The sequence below is a fragment of the Acinetobacter sp. YH12102 genome, assembly GCF_013419125.1.
GTDB classification, from domain to species: domain Bacteria; phylum Pseudomonadota; class Gammaproteobacteria; order Pseudomonadales; family Moraxellaceae; genus Acinetobacter; species Acinetobacter pseudolwoffii.
Genome location: NZ_VPAS01000007.1, coordinates 59,647 through 80,009, shown reverse-complemented (window position 1 = coordinate 80,009; position 20,363 = coordinate 59,647). Strand labels below are relative to the sequence as shown.

General features: G+C 45.3%; 15 protein-coding genes and 2 tRNA genes. 6 read left to right on the top strand and 11 right to left on the bottom strand.

The annotated features are described in order from the left end of the window. Positions 1 to 4: 4 nt before the first annotated feature. The 6 genes from FTU42_RS08470 to FTU42_RS08445 form a co-directional block, all read right to left on the bottom strand. The gene (locus tag FTU42_RS08470; RefSeq protein ID WP_074383643.1) at positions 5 to 2,842 is read right to left on the bottom strand and encodes a monovalent cation/H+ antiporter subunit A; all 2,838 of its coding nucleotides are present in this window, start codon (positions 2,840 to 2,842) and stop codon (positions 5 to 7) included. Positions 2,843 to 3,288: 446 nt separating this feature from the next. Then, positions 3,289 to 4,671, bottom strand: coding sequence for an AAA family ATPase (locus FTU42_RS08465; protein ID WP_180083257.1), 1,383 nt, complete (start codon positions 4,669 to 4,671; stop codon positions 3,289 to 3,291). Between the two features lie 33 nt (positions 4,672 to 4,704). After that, positions 4,705 to 6,207 (bottom strand): UvrD-helicase domain-containing protein, encoded by a 1,503-nt coding sequence (locus FTU42_RS08460; protein WP_100357801.1) that lies wholly within the window; start codon positions 6,205 to 6,207, stop codon positions 4,705 to 4,707. A 15-nt stretch (positions 6,208 to 6,222) separates the two neighbouring features. Then, positions 6,223 to 7,005 carry a bifunctional phosphoribosyl-AMP cyclohydrolase/phosphoribosyl-ATP diphosphatase HisIE gene (hisIE, locus tag FTU42_RS08455; protein ID WP_159138540.1) on the bottom strand — a complete coding sequence of 261 codons (783 nt, stop codon included), beginning with the start codon at positions 7,003 to 7,005 and terminating at the stop codon, positions 6,223 to 6,225. Between the two features lie 226 nt (positions 7,006 to 7,231). Further along, complete coding sequence (locus FTU42_RS08450) at positions 7,232 to 8,119, bottom strand: SDR family NAD(P)-dependent oxidoreductase (RefSeq protein WP_044108999.1); 888 nt, start codon at positions 8,117 to 8,119, stop codon at positions 7,232 to 7,234. A 296-nt stretch (positions 8,120 to 8,415) separates the two neighbouring features. Then, on the bottom strand, positions 8,416 to 9,693 hold the full coding sequence (locus FTU42_RS08445) for an O-acetylhomoserine aminocarboxypropyltransferase/cysteine synthase family protein (RefSeq protein WP_074383639.1): 1,278 nt from the start codon (positions 9,691 to 9,693) through the stop codon (positions 8,416 to 8,418). Positions 9,694 to 10,003: 310 nt separating this feature from the next. Between FTU42_RS08445 and ettA the strand changes: the two genes are divergently transcribed. Beyond that, positions 10,004 to 11,665 (top strand): energy-dependent translational throttle protein EttA, encoded by a 1,662-nt coding sequence (ettA, locus tag FTU42_RS08440; protein WP_005168915.1) that lies wholly within the window; start codon positions 10,004 to 10,006, stop codon positions 11,663 to 11,665. 70 nt (positions 11,666 to 11,735) lie between these two features. On the opposite strand, the gene FTU42_RS08435 is transcribed toward ettA, so the two are convergent. The 5 genes from FTU42_RS08435 to FTU42_RS08415 all read right to left on the bottom strand — a co-directional run bounded on the left by FTU42_RS08435 (position 11,736) and on the right by FTU42_RS08415 (position 14,411). Further along, on the bottom strand, positions 11,736 to 12,077 hold the full coding sequence (locus FTU42_RS08435; RefSeq protein ID WP_004281123.1) for a membrane protein: 342 nt from the start codon (positions 12,075 to 12,077) through the stop codon (positions 11,736 to 11,738). A 150-nt stretch (positions 12,078 to 12,227) separates the two neighbouring features. Further along, positions 12,228 to 12,303, bottom strand: a tRNA-Glu gene (locus FTU42_RS08430). Positions 12,304 to 12,339: 36 nt separating this feature from the next. Beyond that, positions 12,340 to 12,415: transfer RNA gene (locus FTU42_RS08425), tRNA-Ala, on the bottom strand. Between the two features lie 57 nt (positions 12,416 to 12,472). Further along, positions 12,473 to 13,981, bottom strand: coding sequence for a glutamate--tRNA ligase (gene gltX, locus FTU42_RS08420; protein WP_180083256.1), 1,509 nt, complete (start codon positions 13,979 to 13,981; stop codon positions 12,473 to 12,475). 127 nt (positions 13,982 to 14,108) lie between these two features. After that, positions 14,109 to 14,411: a hypothetical protein gene (locus FTU42_RS08415; RefSeq protein WP_005094351.1), complete on the bottom strand. Its 303-nt coding sequence runs from the start codon at positions 14,409 to 14,411 to the stop codon at positions 14,109 to 14,111. Positions 14,412 to 14,803: 392 nt separating this feature from the next. On the opposite strand from FTU42_RS08415, the gene FTU42_RS08410 reads away from it, so the two are divergent. The 5 genes from FTU42_RS08410 to ftsI all read left to right on the top strand — a co-directional run bounded on the left by FTU42_RS08410 (position 14,804) and on the right by ftsI (position 20,352). Beyond that, the gene (locus FTU42_RS08410) at positions 14,804 to 15,805 is read left to right on the top strand and encodes a sulfate ABC transporter substrate-binding protein (protein WP_100357760.1); all 1,002 of its coding nucleotides are present in this window, start codon (positions 14,804 to 14,806) and stop codon (positions 15,803 to 15,805) included. Positions 15,806 to 16,049: 244 nt separating this feature from the next. Beyond that, entirely contained in the window at positions 16,050 to 17,069 is a 1,020-nt protein-coding gene (locus FTU42_RS08405; RefSeq protein ID WP_180083255.1) for a sulfate ABC transporter substrate-binding protein, read from the top strand. Between the two features lie 189 nt (positions 17,070 to 17,258). After that, positions 17,259 to 18,170: a 16S rRNA (cytosine(1402)-N(4))-methyltransferase RsmH gene (gene rsmH / locus FTU42_RS08400; RefSeq protein WP_005168904.1), complete on the top strand. Its 912-nt coding sequence runs from the start codon at positions 17,259 to 17,261 to the stop codon at positions 18,168 to 18,170. A gap of 10 nt (positions 18,171 to 18,180) precedes the next feature. Next, complete coding sequence (gene ftsL / locus FTU42_RS08395; RefSeq protein WP_005094344.1) at positions 18,181 to 18,513, top strand: cell division protein FtsL; 333 nt, start codon at positions 18,181 to 18,183, stop codon at positions 18,511 to 18,513. Between the two features lie 15 nt (positions 18,514 to 18,528). After that, positions 18,529 to 20,352 carry a penicillin-binding protein PBP3 gene (gene ftsI / locus FTU42_RS08390; protein WP_074383637.1) on the top strand — a complete coding sequence of 608 codons (1,824 nt, stop codon included), beginning with the start codon at positions 18,529 to 18,531 and terminating at the stop codon, positions 20,350 to 20,352. Positions 20,353 to 20,363 lie beyond the last annotated feature (11 nt).

Below are 20,363 nucleotides of genomic sequence, written 5' to 3'. Positions count from 1 at the left end.
TCTATTATCCTCTTGGTACTGGGCCAGTCATACTGGAGTGACGTGAATCGCCCAGCACAGAAATCATCAGCATGGTCGCACCGACTACAGTGACATAGACACCGACATCAAACAGCGCCGCCGAAGCCAGATGCATTTCTCCAATCACGGGTGGCGAGACATAAATATGCGCACTGGTCAGGAATGGGCGTGACCAGAACCAGGCTGCAACCCCGGTCAAACCGGCAATGGTTAAACCCACGCCAATCCAGATTTCATACAAACGACCAGATTTGGCACCCAGCAACTGTTCAGTTTTATCCTGTCCCACTGCAATATATTGAATAATTAAGGCCAGTGAGGTGACTAATCCTGCAATGAATCCACCGCCCGGCAGGTTATGGCCACGCATAAAGATATACAGGCTGACTACCAGAGCTACAGGTAAAATCCATGATGCCGTGATACGTAACATCAAGGGGGAGGGATTAAATCGATAGGTCAAACCTTGAGTCATGGTGGTGCCATGCGCACGCATGCCATCCATCAGGCTAAGCACACCAATCGCGGCAATCCCGAGTACAGTAATTTCGCCGAAGGTATCGAAACCACGGAAGTCGACCAGAATCACATTGACCACATTGGTTCCGCCGCCGAGTGGAATTGACTGCTGCAGGAAGAACCATGAAATAGAATTATGATCGCGGGTCATGATCAGCCAGGCGATGGTGGCAATACCGAGACCGCCGCCCAGCGCAATGATCGCATCGCGCCAGCGCCGGGTTGGACTGGATTCATAAGGGGTTAGCTGCGGTAGCAGAGATAAACTCATTAATAACAAGACGGTGGTTACTACATCGACCGTAATTTGGGTCAATGCCAGGTCAGGTGCCGAGAAGCCAATAAAGACCATGGTTACCACCAGACCCACTGCACCACTGATCAGTACCGCTTTAATCCGTTCATGATGGAACCATAGCAGCATCCAGCAGGCAGAAAATAGCAACATCCACAAGACAATGGCCAGGGCAGGGGCATGGGTCAGCTCACGCGTACCGCTACCGATACCATTGGATAGCAATGGGAAACCAACCAGACCGATGGTAAAGATCACAATCCATAATAAATAGCTTTGTAATTTGCCAGTTTCAGTGGCACGGCGGAAACGACGTGAATTTAACAGCAGATTTTTCAGGAACAGGTCAAACAGGATCCGACCCTGTAAGCGGCCCAGTTTTGGATCCAGATCAATTTCACGTAAGGCACCACCTTTAGCCAGAGAAAAGTAAAATACTGCACCACCGGCCAAAGCAATCACACTCATTAATAATGGCAGATTAAACCCATGCCAGAGGGCCAGATGCGTACCTTCAAAAGCAAAATTTTGAGTCGTTGCCTGCGTGGTACTATTCACGATTTTTTCGACTAAAAGTGCTGGCAATAGACCCACTAAAATACATAGAAATGCCAGTAAAGTGGCGGGTGCGCGCATGCCAAATGGTGGCTCATGCGCATTTTTATTCGGGACTTGCTTGCCCAGTGGGCCGTCGAAAAATACCCCATGCACCAGACGAATCGAATAAGTGACTGCAAAAATTCCGGCCAATGTTGCCACAATGGCTGAACCGACCAGCACTGGCCCGCTTAAATTGGCCACCAGCTCAGTAAAGAACATCTCTTTGGAGAGGAAACCATTGGTCAATGGAACACCGGCCATAGAGGCCGCAGTGATCATGGTCAGCGTTGCAGTAAAGGGCAGCAGTTGCCATAGACCTGAAAGCTTACGTAAATCACGGGTGCCAGATTCATGATCGATAATACCGGCAATCATAAACAGGGCCGCTTTAAAGGTGGCATGGTTAATAATATGGAAAATTGCCGCTGCGACTGCCAGTGGAGAACCAATCCCGAGCAGACACATGATCAGACCCAAATGACTGATGGTTGAATAGGCCAACAAGCCTTTCAGATCTTCCTTAAAAATGGCAAAAAAGGCGGCCATGCACAGGGTAAACAGACCGACAAAGGTCACAATATTATGAAACAGTGCCGCGCCCGCAAAAATCGGGAGTAAACGTGCGACCAGAAACAGGCCGGCTTTGACCATGGTGGCCGAGTGTAAATAGGCAGAGACCGGTGTCGGTGCTGCCATGGCATTGGGTAACCAGAAATGGAAGGGGAACTGCGCACTCTTGGTAAAGGCACCGAGTAAAATCAGCAACAAAGTGGGAACAAATAGCGCATGTGACTGGATCTGTTCAGTCATCGTCAGGATTTGATCAATCTGATAAGTGCCGGTAATTTGACCCAGCAGGATGAAGCCACCAAGCATGGCCAAGCCACCCATGCCGGTAATGGTCAAGGCCATACGTGAGCCGCGCTGTGCGGCTTCGTAATTGCTCCAATAGCCCACCAGTAAAAATGATGAAATACTGGTAAGTTCCCAGAAAACCAGCAGGATCAGCAAGTTATTCGACAATGAAATTCCGAGCATGGCTGCCATAAACAGCATCAGCAAGAAATAAAGTTTGCTCAGCGAATTTTTAGGATTGAGATAATAATAGGCATAAATATAGATCAGGGTGCCTATGCCACTGATCAGCAAGGCAAACAGCAGGGCCAGAGAATCCAGACGGAAACTGAAATCGATCCCGAGCTGGGGCAGCCAGGACCAGGTCTGAATGATCACGGCACCATCAAAGATGGCAGGCGCCTGACTTAATAATAATAAGAAACTGCTGAGGCTGACACCAATTGCCCCTAAAGCCGTTACCCCGCGCGAAAATTGCTTCAGCCACGAGACAAGGGTTGTGCCTAATACTAACGGTAACAATATAATAATCGGCAGCACACTCGTATCCATTGTCGTGATTTAGGTTGTGACCAACCTAGGGTGAATCTTCATCTTTCAAGGACTACAGGATTACAAGGAGCAACCCAAACTTCTCAATCTTGAAAGCCAAAAGAATATTCAAAAAGAATATAAAAACAGTTGTATTGCGCAACTTATAAACGATAGCAAATTCCGATTTTACAATGAAATTCGCAAATAAAACCGATCATATTACAGGATAACAACAACATCAACGTTTTTATGTCGAACTTATAAATTATACGCGAGCAGGCTTTTGGCGTGGGGTGGATGCTTAAACAGATCATCCAGAAGTGACCGAAAATTAAGATTAAATTGCAAGCATTGATTGTAAATATGACTAAATACAGTTTTACAATTGCAAAAAGACAGCACTAAAATGGTCTGGATAAATCTCGATATTCATCGAAACGATCATTACTGTTTTTCAACGTTGCTTAGAGCGATTGCGGTAGCGTCGGCTGATCCTGAGCAAGTAAACGTAACAATTCCTGCTGCTGTTCAGGATTCAACTGTTGCTGAATCCGCTGTAATACAGCAAGCGGTGTAGTCGGTTCGGTGACGGTTTCTATTAGCGCTTCTTCGGCAGGAATTGCGTCTGGATCAGTATGTAGACCCATTTCGGCATAGATCTGATCAAACTGGATTTTCATGCTTTCAAGATGAATTGGATGCAACTGTTTATTTTCGAGTCTTAAGCACTGAAAGGCCTGTGCATGTTCCAGTAACTCAGGTCGGTTGCCGGTGGCAATAATTTGCAAGTTAGGAAATGCCTGATGCAGACGTGGCAGAATCTCTGCTGCCAGATCCTGATCCAGCTGATGATCAATGGCATCAATCAACAACACCCCTGTACCTTCCTGACATGGAAATAAACTGTTCGGATTGAGCAGACAAAGACGCCGTACGATATCGCCCACCAGTGCAATCCAGATGCGGACGCTATTGGGAAGCTGCTGAAAAGTAAAACGCTTGTCCTGATAGGTCAGCATCAGTTGCAGCTTGGGCTGGTATTTTAACTCAATCTGGCTGATGTCAGGCAATACCTGCGACAGGGCATTTTTTAAGGCCGTTAAATGTGGGGTATGCAGCTGTGCCTGGGCTTTCTCGATCTGCCGCGCCAGTTCATCTCCCCGAATATCTTCAGGCTGCTGCAAGGCACGCGCTAAAATCTGATCCATGATCTTGGCGCTTTGCGCATTTTCAATATCACTGACTTCACGCAACCATTCAAAGAAACGGGCAAAGGTCGTAAACGGAATCGCGCTAATGTCGTAAGCATGCGCTGTATGGAAAATAGCCGGATTGTTTTTGCTGATCAGATTGACGTCATTGACAAAGCGGTCGGCAGGATAATAGGCAATCAGCGGCAAGCCGAGCAGAGGATCATTGAATCGGGCTTTCTGATAAAGGCCAAGCATGCTGTCCAGTTGCGCGGTTTCGGCTTTGCTAAAGCCGAGTCCTTGACTATTTAAAGTCTTATAGACTTGCCAGGAACAGCTCTGTTGCTGTGTAGCTTCAGTCTGGCTGGATTCTGTAAGCGCTGAAACCTCTTCGGGAAAGCCAACCCGGATATCAATTTTGGATTGCAGCCGGTGTTGCATGATGTCCTGATCTTGCATCACCAGACCGGCAGCCCGGCTATCGCGATAACGTGCTGCAAACCAGGTCAGCGCCTGATAAGCACAGCGTAACAAAGTGGTTTTGCCAGTACCCTGATTGCCCAAAATTAAGGTAAGCGGATATTGTGAATGATCAAGCTGAAGCTGAATCTCTGGAAAATGCAGGGTGTGTTTCAGTTGAAGCGCTTCGATGTGCATAGGTCACCTGTACCATGATTTTACATCCATACCTTAACCGACGGCTTGACGAAGCGACTGCGGCATCTTGATCTTCAGTTGTTGAATCAGGTCATAAATGTGATGAATATTTAAGCTTACTTTAGCACGTGTACAGGCCACGTAAAGTAAACGTAGCTCTTCATCACTAATTTTATGATCTTTTTCATTCAGCTTAAACTGATAGTCATCTTCAATATGCACCCGTTCCCACTCCAGACCTTTGGCCTTATGTGCAGTGGAAATAATATAGTCCGCCTGTCCAATCGGGGTGATTTTGGCCAAGGCTTTTTTCAATGGATCGGTGCCATGTTCATCGACTAGTTTAACCAGCGGTTTGATATCGCTGCCTTCATTGGTTTCACAGTATTCATGCACATCATGCCAGGAATTAAACCAGGCCAGTTCCGGCACATCAATCACCCGTTTGCCTTGTTTGAGCATGGCAGCCGCATCGACAAAACGATTCAGTTTGACATGATCGGCTTGCAGGCTGACTTTATCACCACGCACCAGTCCGGCAAGTAACAGTTCCATGGCCCGGGCATTGGTCCGGCACAGAATCGCATCACGCATTTTGGTATGCGGTTTATTCACGACTTTAGAATCTAACAACGGATTGCCAAGCAAAGGCACGGTTTCATTCAGTGCACCTAAAATGGCATTGGCATTTAACGCGATTTCAGGGCCAAAACGAAACGATGTGGTCAGGCGTGATTCGGGTAAAGGCAGTTGCTGCATGGCATTCACCGCACCGCGCCAAGCATAAATCTGCTGATGCGCATCACCGACATAAATCACCTGAGTATTCCGCTGTTTCAGCAAAATTCCGAGCATGAGTGGGTCGGCATCCTGCGCTTCATCAAACAGCACATAATCGGCCGGAATATTCGGTTCAGACAGCGCCCAGAGTTTCAGGTAAATATCATGGCCAATCCCGGCCTGATGATTGGGATCGATTGATTCTAGCCAGCGCCGTTCTACGGCCGGATAAAGTTTCTTTTGCAGGATCTCAATATCATCTGGATGTAACCAGCTCGGTGCCTGAATATGCCGCGGAGCAGGGTATTGCGAACTGGTCGAACAGAAATAGCCAACCGCATTGGCGACTAAACTCGCCAGACGCGAAGGCATCAAGACATATTTTTCATAACGCCCACCCATCATACGGCGCATGGTCATCGGTTCCAGACGGTATTCTTTGGCAATAAAGCTTGGGCTTAAACGGGGCAGACGCAGCTTGTCGGTGATTCCACGTGGAACACTGCGAAATGCCAGCGAGTGAAAAGTGCGGCAATCTACGCCACGATGAAATTTGGCTTGCGCTTCACTGGCAATGGCTTTGTTGAAAGCCAGATACATGCCACGCCGTTCAGGCATGGCATCACTGATCATTTGTAGTGTGGTGGTTTTACCTGTGCCGGCATAGGCAATCACTTTAAAGGAATTACCCAGACGGGCATTATCGATGGCAGTGGCCTGCTCATAAGTGGCCTTGGGTTTTTGCAGATCAGACACAGGCATATTCATCATTTAATGCTGACGGCTGGCTTTTTCAACCAGACCGGATAAGCCCTGACGACGTGCCAGCTCATTCAAGACCAGTTGCGGTTCGATATCGAAATAACCCAGCATCACAATGGTATGGAACCACAGATCAGCAACTTCATAGATCAGATCATTTTTATTGTCTTCAGAGACCTGAGCGTTGAAATCTTTGGCAGCCAGCACAGTTTCAAAGCTTTCTTCACCGACTTTTTCTAAAATCTTGTTCAGGCCTTTGTGATAGAGCTTGGCCACATAAGAGGAATCCGGATCGGCCTGTTTGCGTTCTGCCATCATCTGGCCCAGATAGGACAAGACTTCGACCTGTTCAGACTGGGCGCTTGACGCTTCCATCGCCAGCGTATGCGGATTTGTGGATTTTTCACCATAAATTGCAGACGGGTGTTTCAGCTGTGCATCGACAATTTCCCAGCCATTTGGCGTGAGTTTACGATAGAAACATGATTCACGACCAGTATGACAAGCGATGCCGCCATGCTGTTCAATTTGCAGCACAATTACATCGGCATCACAGTCCAGACGGATTTCATGTACGGTTTGAAAATGTCCTGATTCTTCGCCCTTATGCCATAACTTGCTGCGTGAACGGGAGAAATACACGGCTTGGTTTTTCTCAGCCGTTAGTGCTAGCGCTTCACGGTTCATCCAGGCCACCATCAAGACACGACCAGTTTGATGATGCTGGGCAATGGCAGGGACTAATCCTTGTTCGTTAAATTTTACTTCATCGAGCCATTGCGCGTTGTTCATAAGGGTTTCCATCATTTCAATCAAAATATAAAAATACGGATAGGAAATATCCGCAGATAGTGTACGTGATCTCGCAGCATTTGCGGCAAAAATCTGTGTCGATAAAGACAGGCTATGTCGTGTGTGATCCAGATGAGCTTGCTTTCACCTAGAGATTTAAAACTGAGACATCAAAAAAGCCGCCCGGTCGGCGGCTCGTATTTTCAGGAAATTATCCCAGTAAAAATTACCAGTGTTCGCCCGGGAACAGCCGTGCATATGCTTTTTGCACCAAATTTAATTTTTGTGGTTGACCCACAGAGGCACTTGAACTTGGGAACAGGTTATAACCAATCGACATCAGAACATTGTTGATATCCGGAGCAATCGAATAAGTAATCGAGGCCAGACGACCCAAACCGGTCGCAACTTTCTTCGGACGTTTCACAATCGCATAGGCAATCAGGTCAGCTGCCTGTTCCGGAGAAAGTGTCGGGACGTATTTATAAATTTTGGTTGGTGCAATCATCGGAGTGCGTACCAAAGGCATATAGATCGAGGTGATGGCGATTTTATGCGAATGCACTTCGGCAGACAGACAGCGACTAAAGGCATCCAGTGCGGCTTTTGACGCGACATAGGCCGAAAAACGGGTGGCATTGGCCAGTACGCCAATCGAACTGATGTTAATGATATGACCCGCGCGACGGATCATCATTTGTGGCAGGATATTCATGACCAGGCGCACGGCGCCGAAATAGTTCAGCTGCATGGTTCGTTCAAAATCATGGAAGCGGTCGACCGATTCATGCACGGCGCGGCGAATCGAACGACCCGCATTATTGATCAGAATATCAATATGATCGACTGAGGCAATGATCTGTTTGGAGACCTCATCAATCGCCTCCATATTGTTTAAATCGCATGGAAAGATTGAGGCTTTGCCGCCTTTGGCTTCAATGTCTGCTTTTACTTGTTCTAGGGTTTCTTGAGTACGGGCCACCAGTAAAACATGCGCACCTGCATCGGCCAGTTGATGTGCCGTCGTTAACCCAATACCGCTGGATGCGCCGGTGATCAGGACGGTTTTACCTGCAACAGATTTTTCCAGTTGTTTGTGTAGTCTAGTTTTCACATTTGTTATCCCTAATTTGAAGTCAGCGTTCAAATTATTTTTATTAAAGGTGTATGGCGCTCTAACAGGAGATGAGAGCGAAGGTGAGTACAGATATGATAACCAATTCTTCAGGAAAATCTATAAATTAAACTATTGAAATTAAAATAAAAATTAGAGTAATTGCTCTATTTGTGTTCGCTATTTCATTTAACTTTTACCATGAAAATAAAAAGCAAAGCAAGTGGCTGTTTTAGAATATAAATAAAAAAACTCCACCAGAAAGGGTGGAGTTTTGAGTCAGATGAAACACGCCTTTAAACGGTCGCTAGTGCCTGTTCCAGATCCGCGATCAAGTCATCGATATGTTCAATCCCAATCGAGAGTCGCACCATATCTTCACTGACACCTGCTGATTTTAACTCCTCGGCATTGAGTTGGCGATGTGTGGTGGTCGCCGGATGACAAGCGAGACTTTTGGCATCACCGATATTGACCAGACGGGTAAACAGTTGCAGCGCATCAATAAAACGTGTGCCGCCTTCAAGACCATGCTCTACGCCAAAGGTCAGAATCGCAGATGGTTTACCTTTTACATATTTTTGTGCCAAGGCATGTTGTGGATGATCTTTCAGACCAGCGTAATTGACCCATTTTACTTTAGGATGCTGCTGTAAATATTCCGCAATTTTAAGCGCATTTTCAGTATGACGCTCCATACGCAGACTTAAAGTTTCCAAACCTTGCAGGATCAGGAACACATTCTGCGGGCTGATCGCGGCCCCAGTATTGCGTAGTGGCACCACACGCGCTCGAGCGATATAAGCTGCTTCACCGAGAACTTCGACATAGTTTACGCCATGATAACTTGGATCGGGGGTATTCAGCGCGGGAAAGCGTTCAGGATATTTACCCCACGGGAATTTACCGCTATCGACAATGATGCCACCAATCGAGTTGCCATGACCGCCGATATATTTGGTCAATGAATGCACGATAATGTCGGCACCAAAATCAAAAGATTTTTGTAGCACTGGCGTTGCCACCGTATTGTCAACAATCACGGGCACACCGTACTCATGCGCGATTTTTGCAATCTCTTCCAGATCAATAATATTACCGAGCGGATTACCAATAGATTCAACAAAGACCAGTTTGGTTTTGTCATCAATTAAACTACGCAAGCTTTCGGGCTTTTCATAATCAAAGAAACGCACGTCAATGCCTTGCTTCGGCAGAGTGTGTGCGAACAGATTATAGGTGCCGCCGTAAAGTGTAGATACAGAAGCAATATTGTCGCCAGCTTCAGCAATGGTTTGAATCGCATAGGTAATTGCAGCCATACCAGACGCTAAAGCAAGCGCACCAATCCCGCCTTCAAGTGCGGCGATACGTTGCTCTAACACCGCCGTGGTCGGGTTCATGATCCGGGTATAGATATTGCCCTGTACCTTTAAATCGAACAAATCGGCCCCATGTTGAGTATTGTCAAAGGCATAAGATGTGGTTTGGTAAATTGGCACTGCTACTGCTTTGGTGGTGGCTTCAGGGCTATAACCTGCATGAATCGCAAGGGTTTCTGCTTTATAACTCATTATGACTGATCTTCTTGTGTTTAAGTTTATGATTTGAGTGTAACATTTTCATATATAAGTAAAAGTGCAATTTTACTGAAATAGATAGATGAAATAATCATATATAAATTGGGATTCGATGCACTTATTTGACTTAAATCAGCTGTTTGAAAAATCACCATAAATAAACTTGTAACAATGCATTGAAGTTCATGGCAATGGCTTATGTTTTCGCAGCTTTCTGCGTATAATAGCCGATTATTTTTTCGCTCTTTTTTGAGCTGGGGTGGTTGTTTTAACCCCATTTGGTTTTTCAGTTGAGGAGTCCTACGTGGCCCAATATATTTATACGATGAACCGAGTGTCTAAGATGGTGCCGCCGAAACGCGAAATCCTGAAAGATATCTCCTTATCATTTTTCCCGGGCGCAAAAATTGGTGTGCTTGGTCTAAACGGTGCAGGTAAATCGACCTTGCTTCGTATTATGGCGGGCGTAGATAAAGATTTCTCTGGTGAAGCACGTGCACAACCAGGTACTAAAATCGGTTATCTCGAGCAAGAGCCGCCTTTAGATGAAACTAAAGACGTGCGTGGCAACGTTGAAGATGGTCTGCGTGAACCGCTGGATGCTTTGGCACGTCTTGACGAAGTATTTGCAGAATATGCAGCAGAAGATGCTGACTTTGATGCACTTGCAAAAGAGCAGGAAAAGCTCGAAGCCATTATCCATGCATGGGATGCACATAACCTTGCCAATCAGATGGATCAGGCAGCTGCTGCACTGAACCTTCCAGCTTGGGATGCGGATGTTAAACTGCTTTCAGGTGGTGAACGCCGCCGTGTGGCACTGTGCCGTTTGCTCTTGTCTAAGCCAGACATGTTGCTTCTTGATGAACCGACGAACCATTTAGATGCATCATCTGTTGCCTGGTTAGAACGTTTCTTGAAAGACTTCCCGGGCACCATCGTTGCGATTACGCACGACCGTTATTTCCTGGATAACGTGGCTGAGTGGATTCTTGAGCTTGACCGTGGCATGGGCATTCCATACCAAGGCAACTACTCTTCTTGGTTAGAGCAGAAAAATGCGCGTCTAGAGCAAGAGAACAAGCAAGAAGAATCTTTTGCCAAAGCATTGAAAAAAGAACTTGAATGGGTTCGCTCAAATGCCAAAGGCCAGCAAAAGAAAAACAAAGCGCGTATGGAGCGTTTTGAAGAGCTTAACTCGCGTGAATTCCAACAGCGTAACGAAACCTCTGAAATCTACATTCCACCTGGTCCACGTCTAGGCAACAAGGTTGTAGAAGTTGAAGGCATCAGCAAATCGTTTGGTGATCGTACTCTGTATAAAGATTTATCATTCGTTGTACCGCCTGCTGCGATCGTGGGTATCGTCGGTGAGAACGGTGCAGGTAAAACCACACTGTTCCGCATGATGACCGGTGAACAACAACCGGATACCGGTTCTGTGGTACTGGGTGAGTCGGTGAAAGTGGCTTATGTGGGTCAGATTCGTGACACGCTTGATGACAACAAAACGGTTTGGGAAGAAGTTTCTGGCGGTTTAGACATCTTGAAGATTGGCGAATACGAAATTGCATCTCGTGCATATATCGGTCGTTTTAACTTTAAAGGCCAGGATCAGCAAAAACGTGTCGGTCAATTGTCAGGTGGTGAGCGTAACCGTTTACAACTGGCTAAAATCCTGCAAATGGGCGCAAACGTAATCTTGCTCGATGAACCGTCAAACGACCTGGATATCGAAACCTTACGTGCGCTTGAGGATGCCATTCTGGTGTTCCCGGGTACTGTGATGGTGATCTCGCATGACCGTTGGTTCCTGGACCGTATTGCAACGCACATTTTGTCATTTGAAGGTGAAACACCTGAATTCTTCACTGGTAACTATGCTGAGTTTGAAGAATATCGTCGTAAGCGCGATGGTGATGATTTGGTCGCGAAGCGTCAAAAATACCGTAAAATTGGTGTTTAATCCCTGATTTTAAAATAAAAAACCAGCCTTCGGGCTGGTTTTTTGTGCTTATAGGGCGGTGGGGAGTGACTTAGATTTCCCACTCGTGATTACATTCACGACATTTCCATTTCTTTTGGGTCTGCATGAAGGCCTGCATGGAAATTTTAAAATCAGGCAAGTCTTTATAGAACATAAAGCCTGCAATCAAAGAAAGAATAAAGACGATGACGGTTGCAGTCTGTAAAGTTGTACCTGCACCATCACCAAAGATCCACATCGCGATACTGATGATCACCAGCAATAATAATAGGAATAGGGCGGGCACCAGAAACATCAGGCTTTTAGGAACCACCGGACGTGGAGCTGCTTGACCTGGCTGGGCCACCGGCATGATTTTCGGGCTTTGACACTTAGGGCAACGATATTGCATTACAACTCCAAAATTCTAAATTACTGATTATTTTATCGGAAGATGCGAAGAAACCGAAATATTGCCCAACATAAAATATACAGGCAATAAAAAACCCAAGTCATAATGCTTGGGTTTTTTAAAAGACCACTTCAAAAGTAATCTTGAATATGGCGTCCCTACGGGGATTCGAACCCCGGTTACCGCCGTGAAAGGGCGATGTCCTAGGCCTCTAGACGATAGGGACAATTGAGGCATTACACAGCTAAAGCAAGACTTGATTTGGTGGAGTCAAGGAGGATCGAACTCCTGACCTCTACAATGCCATTGTAGCGCTCTACCAACTGAGCTATGACCCCAGTCTGTGTGAGCGCTATATTAGGGATATCGCGCTCACACGTCAACAAAAAAATTGATTAAGCTTGATCAACCGCTTCATTTTTCGGCAATTTTAAGCTTTCATTGAGTTTTTCCCAGACTTTCAGCTCTTTTTTGCTTGGGCTACCGACAATTTCCAGCGCATGACGTAAACGTGCGAAGGTCAAATCAGGGCCAATGGTGACCATAGTCTGCATCACCGGGGTAGACGCAGTTGAGCCGGCAATGGCAATAAAGAAGGCCGGCATGAAGTCACGCAGTTTAATTTCCATTTGTGCTGCCAAATCCATCAAGGTTTGGCTGACCGTGTCGTTGTTCCAGGTGAACAGGCTTTCTAAACGCCAAATGGCAAACTGCAAGCTCTGACGTACCTGTTCGTCAGACAGTTTTTTGCTGACAAACTGCTCCTGAGTCAGTGTCGGGAAGTGGTTGAAGTAATGCGCAGACCAGTTCACTGCTTCAGACAGCAAGTTGATACGTGGTTGAATCGCAGCTGCGATTTCTTCTAATTTGGCACGGTCTGCTTTCCATGCTAGCAGCGTATCGAGCAATTCAGCAGGAGAAAGGGCTTTGATCCATTGACCATTGAGCCAGTTGAGTTTTTCAACATCAAAGATTGGACCACCGAGTGATACACGTTTAATATCAAAATGTTCAATCATTTCTGCCAAAGTGAATTTTTCACTTTCATCTGGCATTGACCAGCCCATACGACCCAAGTAGTTCAACAAGGCTTCAGGCAGTACACCGATATCTTTGTAATAGTTGATTGAAGTTGGGTTTTTACGCTTAGATAATTTTGATTTGTCCGGGTTGCGTAGCAGTGGCATGTGACACAGCACCGGCATCTCCCAACCGAAGTATTGGTACAGCAACTGATGCTTCGGTGCAGATGGAATCCATTCTTCACCACGAATCACATGCGTGATTTGCATTAAATGGTCATCCACCACGTTGGCCAAATGATAGGTTGGCAAGCCGTCAGTTTTCAGCAGAATCTGCATGTCGACCTGCGCCCATGGAATCTCGACTTCACCACGCAGCATGTCATTAAATTTACAAATACCTTCAGTCGGTACTTTCATGCGAATCACATGTGCTTCGCCAGCAGCCAAACGACGCTCGACCTCTTCTTGAGAAAGGTTTAAGCCTCGACCGTCATAACGTGGAGATTCACCACGTGCTTGCTGTTCAGCACGCATTTGATCCAGTTCTTCGGCAGTGGCGAAACAGTAGAAGGCATGACCTTTTTCAACCAGTTCCAGCGCATAGTTTTTATAAATATCCATACGTTCTGACTGGCGGTACGGTGCATGTGGGCCACCCACATCTGGACCTTCAGACCAGTTGAGACCGAGCCAGCGCAATGAATCCAGGATCATTTTTTCAGATTCAGGTGTTGAGCGCAGTTGGTCGGTATCTTCAATACGAAGGATGAATTCACCCCCATGCTGTTTAGCAAAACATAAGTTAAACAAGGCAATATAGGCAGTACCTACATGAGGAAAACCTGTAGGAGAAGGTGCAATACGAGTACGAACAGTCATAGCCGGATATAATCTAGAATATAAATTTGGTTCTATTATAGCGAAAAAGCCACATCACTTAATGCTTTATTCAACATTCAGTGATGTGGCTTTAAATCCTGCTGTTATTCGAGTTGGTTAAAACTGATTAAGAATGATCGCTAGAAAATATGCTTTGTACGAAGCGGGTAAAGCGATAATTTTGTGCTGCAAAGAAATTTTGTGAAGGTGCGACTTTCAGCGCAGTTAAGACTTTAAGATTATCGTCTGTATGCAGGGTTTTTTCGCTTTTTTGTTGTTGAATTGCTTTTTCAATCGGCGATGTCTTGCTTTCAACAGTAGTGACTGAGGCCTTCTGCAAATCTGTCTTCACAACGACGGCATGACCCAGTTGAATCGAAAACAGCATGATCAGACTTAGGATGCTAGCTGTGAATAATTTAAATTTCATATCCAAACTTCCTCCTTGCTTCTGGTTGGTTTTATTCTGTTAAAAATGTTTTTTTAATACTCCGTCTACAATTTAATCACAGTTGATTATAAAGAAGTAGAACCAAGTCACATTTTTTACAAAAAATTAATATAACATCTATGGAAAATTACTAAAAATCGTAATTCTCTCTTTTGGCGGCCTATTTTTAACAGACAACTGTGAAGAGAACGTGAAGAACTGTCTTATATTGTAGCAGGAGATTAATTTTTTAGCAGAATATGTATCCAGGTTTAATTGTTAGCAGATATCTCAAAATCAGAAATAGATCATCAATATTATTATAAACACATGATTGTTATATTTATTTTTTATTTATACAGTGTGGTTATCTCAATAATGAGTCACATAACATGAAAAAAATAATAGCAACCGCAATCTTGACAATATTTACAGCAACCACCATGCAAAATGTAATGGCCAAAGATTTCCTGAATGTCTCCTATGATCCGACCCGTGAATTTTACCAAGAATATAATCAGGAGTTTGGCCAGTTCTGGAAGCAGGAAACCGGACAGACAATCAATTTTAAACAGTCACATGGCGGTTCAGGCAAGCAGGCACGTTCGGTCGTCGATGGTTTGCAGGCCGATGTGGTGACTTTGGCTTTGGCCAATGACATTGAGGAAATCGTCAATGCCGGTTTAATCGAGAAAGGCTGGCAAAAAGAGTTTTCAAATAATTCAGCACCGTATACATCGACAATCGTTTTTTTGGTGCGTAAGGCTAATCCCAAGCAAATCAAGGACTGGAATGATCTGACCAAACCGGGTGTCGAGATTATTACGCCTAACCCGAAAACTGGTGGAGCGCCACGTTGGATCTATCTGTCTGCTTGGGGCTATGCGCTGAAACAGCCCGGTGGCAATGATGCCAAAGCCCGAGATCTGGTCAAAAAGCTTTATCAAAATGTCAAAGTGTTGGATTCCGGTGCCCGTGGTTCACTGACGACTTTTGCCGAGCGCGGTATTGGCGATGTACTATTATCTTGGGAAAATGAAGCCTTGCTGGCAACGCAAGGTCTAGGTAAGGACAAGTACGATATCATCTATCCCTCTATTTCAATTCTGGCCGAGCCATCGGTGGCGATCGTTGATAAAAATGTGAATAAAAATGGCAATGCCAATCTGGCGAAAGGCTATTTGAATTATCTGTATTCCCCCAAAGGGCAAGAGTTGGCTGCGAAATATTTCTTCCGTCCACGCGATGCTAAAGTGGCTGCCAAATATTCCGCCCAATTTCCGAAAATTCAAACCTTTACCATTGATAAAGTCTTTGGTGGCTGGGAAAAAGCGCAAAAAACCCATTTTGTGAATGGGGCGATTTATGACCAGATTTATAATGAAAAGCGATAACAAGCTTGAATCTAAATTGAATGAAGAAAACGGATAAAGCGTTATCCGTTTTTTTTATATTTAATGCATAAAATTCTATATATTCGAAATAAGTGAAATGACTGGCTATATTTTGTTTTTAAAAACAGATGATTAAGAATAAAAAACCTTTGATTATATCGTGTTGTGATGTTGTAGGTTGAATTGCGATAAATGATTTTATTTCATATAGTTATATCTATACAAGATAAACTCCCGTGCGCTCATGAAAAATCAATTAAAATCGTTATTTAGCGTTGCCTTATTGGCTACAGGTCTAGGCTTGACAGCGACTGCCTCACAGGCGGCTGATCGTCAATTTCTAAACGTGTCTTATGATGCAACCCGTGAATTCTATGATGAATTCAATAAATCATTTGGTGCTTACTGGAAAAACCGTACCGGTCTGGATGTGAACTTTAAACAGTCACATGGTGGTTCGGGCAAGCAGGCACGTTCGGTGGTCGATGGCCTAAAAGGCGATGTGGTGACTTTGGCGCTGGCCAATGACATCGAAGAAATCGTGAAATCTGGTCAGATTCAACCCGGCTGGCAAAAAGAGTTTCCGCATAATTCTGCACCTTATACCTCAACCATCGTGTTTATGGTGCGCAAAGGCAATCCGAAGGGCATCAAGGACTGGAGTGATCTGACCAAGCCAGGCGTAGAAATTATTACCCCAAACCCGAAAACCGGTGGTTTGCCACGTTGGGTATACCTGTCTGCCTGGGGCTATGCCGAGAAACAGTCGGGGGGTAATAAAGCCAAAGCACAGGACTTTGTCGGCAAACTCTATAAAAATGTCAAAGTGATGGACTCAGCAGCACGTGCTTCGATGACCACGTTTGCTGAGCGTGGCATTGGTGATGTATTGCTGACTTGGGAAAATGAAGCACTGGTTACCCAAAAGACTTTGGGTAAAGACAAGTTCGATATTATTTATCCGTCAATTACGATTTTGACCGAGCCATCGGTGGCCATTGTCGATCGTACTGTGGATAAAAATGGCAATAAATGGTTGGCAACAGGTTATATCAACTACCTGTATTCTCCATTGGGTCAGGAAATGGCAGCCAAACATTTCTACCGTCCGCGCAATCAGAAAGTATTAGCCAAATATTCAGCACAATTCCCGAAAATCAAAACTTTTACCATTGATGAAGTGTTTGGCGGCTGGGCCAATGCACAGAAAACCCATTTTGTGAATGGCGCGATTTTTGATCAGATCTATAACTCAAAACGTTAATCTGCTGATTTGAAGACGAATTACAGATAAACAGGCCTCCCTTGCGGAGGCTTTTTTTATTGACGACACTCAAATAAAAACGGTTTTCTCTATGGAAAGTAATATTTATCTACAAAAAGTCGTTTGGAGCTTTACTGAAACAGGGTGATAATGTGCAGTTAAATTTTTCGCCCTATTGATTGAGTTTTTATGTCACATATTTCTGTATTACTTCACGAAACGATTGATGCCTTGTTGGCAGGTCGCAATACGGGAATTTATGTAGACGGTACTTTTGGTCGTGGCGGACATACCCGTTTATTGTTATCAAAATTAGATGAACATGCACGTGTGTATGGCTTTGATAAAGATCCTCAGGCCCTAGAGACGGCAGCAATCTTAGAACAAGAGGATCCACGTTTTAAAATTATTCATGCCAGCTTTGCCGATCTGAAAGACGCACTGGCTGAGCTTGGGATTGAGACCGTGGATGGGGTGATGGCAGATTTAGGCGTGTCTTCGCCGCAGCTGGATCAGGCCGAACGTGGTTTCAGTTTTATGAAAGATGGCCCGCTGGATATGCGCATGGACAATTCTCAAGGTCCAACTGCAGCAGAATGGCTGCTTGAAATTGAAGAAGAAGCACTGGCCAATATCATTTTTAAATACGGTGAAGAGCGTTATAGTCGCCGGATTGCCAAAGCCATCAAGGCGGCAGGGCAGATTGATACCACGGCTCAACTTGCGGAAATTGTGAAAGTCGCGCATCCAAAATGGGAAAAAAATAAGCATGCTGCGACGCGTACTTTCCAGGCGATTCGTATTGCTATTAATAAAGAATTAGAAGATATTGAAATCTTCTTGCCTCAAGCAGTTGAGATTTTAAAACCTGAGGCACGTTTGGCCGTAATTAGCTTTCACTCTCTGGAAGACCGTTTGATCAAACAGTTTATTCAAAAAGAATCTACATTAGACGAAGATTTTGGCTGGGGAATGCCGGGGCAGCAAAAAGATACACGACGTTTAAAGAAGGTATCCCGCGTAAAAGCCAGTGACGAAGAAGTCAAAGCCAATCCTCGTTCACGTAGTGCATGGCTCCGGGTCGCAGAACGTTTAGCTTAATAGGCACATCATGAAAACTGAAGTGGTTGATAAAAAAACAGAAAAGTTGTGGCTTAAACAAGCCTGCATCTATCTCGTCTTGATACTGATGGTCTTCATCAGTGCAGTCTTTGTGGTATTTCAGGTGTTTGAATATCGTCAGGACACCAGAAAATTGAGCACTTATCTGCGTGAGCGTGATGACCTGAATGCAGATTGGGGTCGTTTGTTAATTGAACAGCAAACTTTTGGTGCAACTGCGCAGATTGGCACACGTGCTGTTACCCAGCTGCGCATGTATTCTCCCCCGGTTTCACAAAGTGTTGTCATTTCTTTACCACAAACTTCAGATGAGAAAAAATAAGGCTAGCGCTCGGACATGATAGACAAAAGAAAGAAGCAAGCGGTACGTAAAAAACAATCAGTTACCGACAAAAACGCCTCAAATGTTTATATCAATCGTTTCTATATCATGTGGGCGGTGGTGTTGCTGTGTTTTATTACACTGATTTGCCGTGCCTTCTATGTGCAGATTATCAATAAAGATTTTTTGCAAAATAAAGCCAATGCCAATATTTTAAGAACCAATACCATCAAGGCCATGCGTGGCGTAATTTATGACCGTAATGGGGTGCCGCTGGCGATCAGTACGCCGATCATGAAAATCGTGATTGATCCACGTGACTATTTTGACAATAAAAAACTCTATGACGAGACCATACTGGCACTAGAAAAAGAGCCAGATAGCCGCAAGCTGAAACGCCAGTTGCCGGATAAAAACCTGAATCTGGATGAACTGGCCGATGCAGTCGGTATGGATCGGGCAGAACTACGCAAAAAAATGCAAGAACGCCCGCGTTCTCGTTATCTGATCCTGAAAAAAGAAGTTCCGCCACAACAGGCTGAACTGATCATGAAGCGTAATTTTCAAGGCGTGTATACCGAGAAAAACTACAAACGTTATTATCCGCAGCCACAGCCCAATTCACAGATTATTGGTCTGACCAATAGTGAAGGCACCGGGATTGAAGGTCTGGAAATGCAGCTCAATACCCGTCTGGCAGGTGAAGATGGTGAGCAGCAGATTATCCGGGATAAAAAAGGCAACCGGGTTAAAGAGCCGGAAGTGATTAAAGAAGTCGAGCCGGGCGAGAATATCACCCTGAGTATCGACTCGCGTCTGCAATATATTATGTACCGTGAACTGACTGCGGCAGGTGTGGCCAATAATGCCCGTTCTGCGACTGCGATTGCGGTCGATGTGAAAACCGGAGAAATTCTGGCCTTGTCATCTTGGCCATCATATAACCCGAATGATAAAAATGGTCTGCTGAACAAGGATGCCATGCGTAACCGTGGTGCAGTGGATTCCTTCGAGCCGGGTTCGACCATGAAGCCCTTCACTGTGGCAATGGCCCTGGAAAGTGGTAAATATACGGCCAATTCAGTGGTCAACACCACACCGGGCAGTATGCGAATTGGCAATCACACCATTCGTGATACGCATAATTATGGTCAGTTAACACTGGGCGGTATTATCCAGAAATCTTCGAACGTGGGTGTCGCCAAACTGGCCTTGTCTTTGCCGTATGAAACTCTACCCACTTTCTATAAACGCTTGGGTTTTGGCTCACGCTCAGCAGTAAGATTCCCGGGTGAAAGTGCCGGTCTGATCTTGCCACCAAGTAAATGGAATGTGTCAGAAGTGGCAACCATGTCCTATGGTTATGGCCTGAATGCTACTGTGCTGCAAATGGCGGATGCCTATGCCATGCTGGCCAATAAGGGTGTGAGAATGCCGCTGAGCCTGTACAAGCTGGAAGAACAGCCGCAGGGTGAGCAAATGATTGATGCCAATATTGCAGATCAGGTCTTGCTTATGCTGGAAGTAGCAACTCTGCCTGGCGGTACCGCCACGCGCGCGACAATTCCGGGTTATCGTGTGGCAGGGAAAACCGGTACTGCGCATAAACTGCGTGCCGATCGTAAAGGCTATTCTACCAATGAATACCGGGCTTTGTTTGCTGGCGTAGCGCCCGTGAGTGATCCGCGTATTGCCATGGTGGTGGTGGTCGAAAATCCGCAAGGCACCTATTACGGCGGTACGGTATCGGCACCGGTATTTGCACGCGTGATGCAGGAATCCTTGCGTCTGCTAAATGTCCCTCTGGACAAACCTTTAGAATCTCCCAAAGTCCAGTAAATAGGTGATCA

What these genes read in the sequence shown, in the direction of transcription:
- FTU42_RS08470 (WP_074383643.1), bottom strand. Translation starts at nt 2,842, where the DNA reads ATGGATACGAGTGTGCTGCCGATTATTATATTGTTACCGTTAGTATTA.
- FTU42_RS08465 (WP_180083257.1), bottom strand. Translation starts at nt 4,671, where the DNA reads ATGCACATCGAAGCGCTTCAACTGAAACACACCCTGCATTTTCCAGAG.
- hisIE (WP_159138540.1), bottom strand. Translation starts at nt 7,005, where the DNA reads ATGAACAACGCGCAATGGCTCGATGAAGTAAAATTTAACGAACAAGGA.
- FTU42_RS08445 (WP_074383639.1), bottom strand. Translation starts at nt 9,693, where the DNA reads ATGAGTTATAAAGCAGAAACCCTTGCGATTCATGCAGGTTATAGCCCT.
- FTU42_RS08435 (WP_004281123.1), bottom strand. Translation starts at nt 12,077, where the DNA reads ATGCAATATCGTTGCCCTAAGTGTCAAAGCCCGAAAATCATGCCGGTG.
- gltX (WP_180083256.1), bottom strand. Translation starts at nt 13,981, where the DNA reads ATGACTGTTCGTACTCGTATTGCACCTTCTCCTACAGGTTTTCCTCAT.
- FTU42_RS08415 (WP_005094351.1), bottom strand. Translation starts at nt 14,411, where the DNA reads ATGAAATTTAAATTATTCACAGCTAGCATCCTAAGTCTGATCATGCTG.
- FTU42_RS08410 (WP_100357760.1), top strand. Translation starts at nt 14,804, where the DNA reads ATGAAAAAAATAATAGCAACCGCAATCTTGACAATATTTACAGCAACC.
- FTU42_RS08405 (WP_180083255.1), top strand. Translation starts at nt 16,050, where the DNA reads ATGAAAAATCAATTAAAATCGTTATTTAGCGTTGCCTTATTGGCTACA.
- rsmH (WP_005168904.1), top strand. Translation starts at nt 17,259, where the DNA reads ATGTCACATATTTCTGTATTACTTCACGAAACGATTGATGCCTTGTTG.
- ftsL (WP_005094344.1), top strand. Translation starts at nt 18,181, where the DNA reads ATGAAAACTGAAGTGGTTGATAAAAAAACAGAAAAGTTGTGGCTTAAA.
- ftsI (WP_074383637.1), top strand. Translation starts at nt 18,529, where the DNA reads ATGATAGACAAAAGAAAGAAGCAAGCGGTACGTAAAAAACAATCAGTT.